4 protein-coding genes are annotated in these 3365 nt (G+C 43.1%); all 4 read left to right on the forward strand.

Translation table 11 applies throughout. The features are described 5' to 3' along the window. Positions 1 to 529, forward strand: a 529-nt coding sequence (locus H6S82_RS25115; protein ID WP_347339541.1) for a WD40 repeat domain-containing protein, incomplete at its 5' end; no start/stop codon positions are given. A 479-nt stretch (positions 530 to 1008) separates the two neighbouring features. Continuing rightward, positions 1009 to 1650: a Uma2 family endonuclease gene (locus H6S82_RS25120; protein ID WP_190472237.1), complete on the forward strand. Its 642-nt coding sequence runs from the start codon at positions 1009 to 1011 to the stop codon at positions 1648 to 1650. Between the two features lie 616 nt (positions 1651 to 2266). Then, a complete protein-coding gene (locus H6S82_RS25125) occupies positions 2267 to 2638 on the forward strand; it encodes a helix-turn-helix domain-containing protein (RefSeq protein WP_190472233.1) in 372 nt (123 codons plus the stop codon). A 102-nt stretch (positions 2639 to 2740) separates the two neighbouring features. Further along, positions 2741 to 3365, forward strand: a 625-nt coding sequence (locus H6S82_RS25130; RefSeq protein ID WP_242057104.1) for a pseudouridine synthase, incomplete at its 3' end; no start/stop codon positions are given.

Consider the following 3365-nt stretch of genomic DNA (forward strand, 5'->3'; position numbering starts at 1 on the left):
TGTTGGCAGTGCCGTTTTAGGGTTGATTAGTAGAGAAGTACAGATATATTGTCAAAAGCAATTTAATAGCAATCCGATTTCCCTACTAATTTCGTCATTTTCCCTCAAAACCACCCTCACCGGACATTCCAACTCGGTTAATTCAGTCGCCTTCAGTCCCGATGGTCAAACCCTTGCTAGTGGAAGTTTTGACGATACTATCAAAATCTGGGATATCCGCAGTGGCAAATTGAAAACCACCCTCACCGGACATTCCAACTGGGTTAGGTCAGTCGCCTTCAGTCCCGATGGTCAAACCCTTGCTAGTGGCAGTGATGACAATACGATCAAAATCTGGGATATCCACAGTGGTAAATTGAAAACCACCCTCACCGGACATTCCGACAATGTTAATTCAGTCGCCTTCAGTCCCGATGGTCAAACCCTTGCAGTAGTGGCAGTTATGACAATACTATCAAACTTTGGCGCATTTCCCCCTAAGAACCAATGCGAAAAGACTTTTGTGCGACGAAAAACCGAGTTTCTTTGATAGTTTCCCACCGATATAATTGACAACCCATTACCAGAAACCCAGTTTCTTTTCATCTCTCTAACTAGGGTGCGTCAGATATCAAAAACTTGTTGAATATCAACATATTAAAAAGGTACGTTGTTGCGCTTTAGCGCCAAAGCTTCAATTTCCATCACAGAAACCCGGTTTCTTCAATAAACCGGGTTTCTTGAATATCCCAAATCTACATTTACATCTGCGTTCATCCGCGTTTATCCGCTTTTATATGCGGTTAATTTATACAATCGCGAAGCGAGGAGAAATAATATCAGCGATATTCGGAAATCGTTGGTGAGAATCGTTAGTTAAATTTTTACCGCAGATGAAGACAGATGAACGCAGATGAACGCAGATAGGGGCAATGATACGCCGATGTTTGCCCAGCTTTAGCGCTAAAGCGCAACAACGTACCTTTTGAAATGTTATATTTTAGCTAGCCGATTAAAGGTGGTGAAACTATGCAGCTAGAACTCAAACAATTGATTATCCCCCCTGGCAATGTTCTGCAATTGAAAGACATCAGTTGGCAAATGTTCGAGCAAATTTTAGACGAATTGGGAGAAAGTCGGGCGGCGAGAGTTTCTTACAGCAAAGGTTGTTTGGAGATTATGGCACCACTGCTAGAACATGAATTCGATAAAGGGTTTATTGGCGATTTTGTCAAGATTTTACTTGAAGAACTGGATATCGATTTTATAGATTCTGGTTCTACAACTTTCAAAAAGGAAAATATGGCTCAAGGTGTAGAACCAGATGCTAGTTTCTATATCCAAAATGAAGCAGCTATCCGAGGCAAGAAAAAAATCGATTTAACTGTAGACCCGCCGCCGGACTTAGCGATTGAAATTGATATCACATCTCGTACTACTTTCACCAATTATGAAGGCTTGGGAGTTCCAGAATTGTGGCGATACAACGGACAAAGGTTGCAAATTAATGTGCTGCAAGATGGTAAATATATCGAATCGGAAAATAGCCGCATATTTTCACAATTTTACGATTTACGCGATGTCATACATCAGAGTGTCGAACAGAGTAAAGTTGTGGGTAGAAATGCGACGATGAAAGCATTTCGTAATTGGGTTAAAGAAAGATTATAATTGGGATTATGGAATGCGATCGCATAGTAAAATAAAAGGCGATCGCCTACAATCAAATTATGGCATCACAACCAACAAAAATTCAGCGTTATGTCACCCCAGATGGCATCCAAGAGATGCGATGATGAGCAAGTGATGCAACTCGTTCCAAGATTGGGCAAAATGGACTTTCAACCAATCGGATCTGCGCCACATTCCCATAGTTTCGTATGGGTGCAACATATAAATAAGCAAAGTACCCTACTCTGGGTACTGTTTCTAACACCTAAAAGCGAGAAATAACGCGATTCTGATAGAACGTATGAATTAAAAATACCAACAGGCTCACAAGCAGCCGTATCATCGTAAAATCTGCTTATAAGGCCGTAATTTAGCTTTTTATTCAGAATGGTTATGCTTACCCATCTATTTGCATCCTGCGATCCCCATTCCGATAAACACTCAGTTACTTGCCAGACAGCATACTTTCCAAAAGTAAAAAATTAGACCGGCAAAAACGGATAGTTGATTTCTTAAGAGAAAGTTAAATCTTCTCTTTGGCAACAAGTATCCTATGAAACCCTTGGAAGGATAGATAACAATGAGAATTAGAAACATCTATATTTAGAGTGATCTCATGTTTGACACTAGCCAATGCTTAGATATCGAATGCCCAATTCAGTTCGCGCTGGACTTGATCGGCAGTAAATGGTCTGTTCTGATTCTGCGAGAACTGTTTGCGGGATCGCGTCGTACTCATCAGTTCTTAGATGCGCTCCCCGGCATTAGCAGCAAAACGCTAACGATGAGGCTGCGGGAATTAGAAGCCCACGGTTTGGTAGAACGCAAAGTTTATGCAGAAATACCTCCCCGTGTAGAATATTCTTTGACCGAAAAAGGTCGCGAAATTCAACCCATTATGAGCGCTCTGCATCAGGTAGGCGTGCGCTGGTTGCAGCGAGAAGCTTGTGTTTGTCCTTTAGACACGAACGTAGCGACGAAACTGTAGCAGCTAAGATAATTGGTAATTGGGAAATTTCAAAGCAGTAGATTGCAGATGGCAGATCGGATTTCAATCCAAAATCCAAAATCCAAAATCCAAAATCCAAAATTGTCTAAGCCGCCCGATCGTTATATCCTTTTTTACAAGCCTTACAACGTTTTAACCCAATTTACAGACAACGAAAGCACCGAAGAAAAAAGGCTCACACTCAAAGACTACATACCAGTTCCCTCTGTTTACCCGGTCGGACGGCTAGACAGAGATAGCGAAGGATTGCTGCTGCTGACAAATAACGGACAGTTACAGCATCGCCTCAGCGATCCTAAATTTGAACATCCCCGCACGTACTGGGTACAAGTGGAGCGAATTCCAGAAGAAGACGCATTGGAACGTTTGCGAAAGGGTGTGGTAATTCAAAATTACCGCACTCGATCGGCTTGTGTAAAAATGTTACCGACAGAACCAGCTTTGCCTCCCCGCGACCCCCCCATTCGCTTTCGCAAAAACGTACCGACCTGCTGGTTAGAAATTACACTCACAGAAGGGCGCAACCGTCAAGTGAGGCGAATGACAGCAGCGGTGGGATTTCCGACATTGCGACTGGTAAGAGTGGCGATCGCCCACCTGCGTTTGTCAGGTCTAGAACCCGGTCAGTGGCGGGACTTAACCCCAGATGAACTCGCACCCCTGTTAAAAGTAGGAAGAGGTAGTCGGGAGAGCGGGGGTGCAGGGG

It is taken from the genome of Planktothrix sp. FACHB-1355 (assembly GCF_014748295.1).
In the GTDB taxonomy this organism is placed as follows: Bacteria; Cyanobacteriota; Cyanobacteriia; order Cyanobacteriales; family Aerosakkonemataceae; genus Aerosakkonema; species Aerosakkonema funiforme_A.

What these genes read in the sequence shown, in the direction of transcription:
- H6S82_RS25120 (WP_190472237.1), top strand. Translation starts at nt 1,009, where the DNA reads ATGCAGCTAGAACTCAAACAATTGATTATCCCCCCTGGCAATGTTCTG.
- H6S82_RS25125 (WP_190472233.1), top strand. Translation starts at nt 2,267, where the DNA reads ATGTTTGACACTAGCCAATGCTTAGATATCGAATGCCCAATTCAGTTC.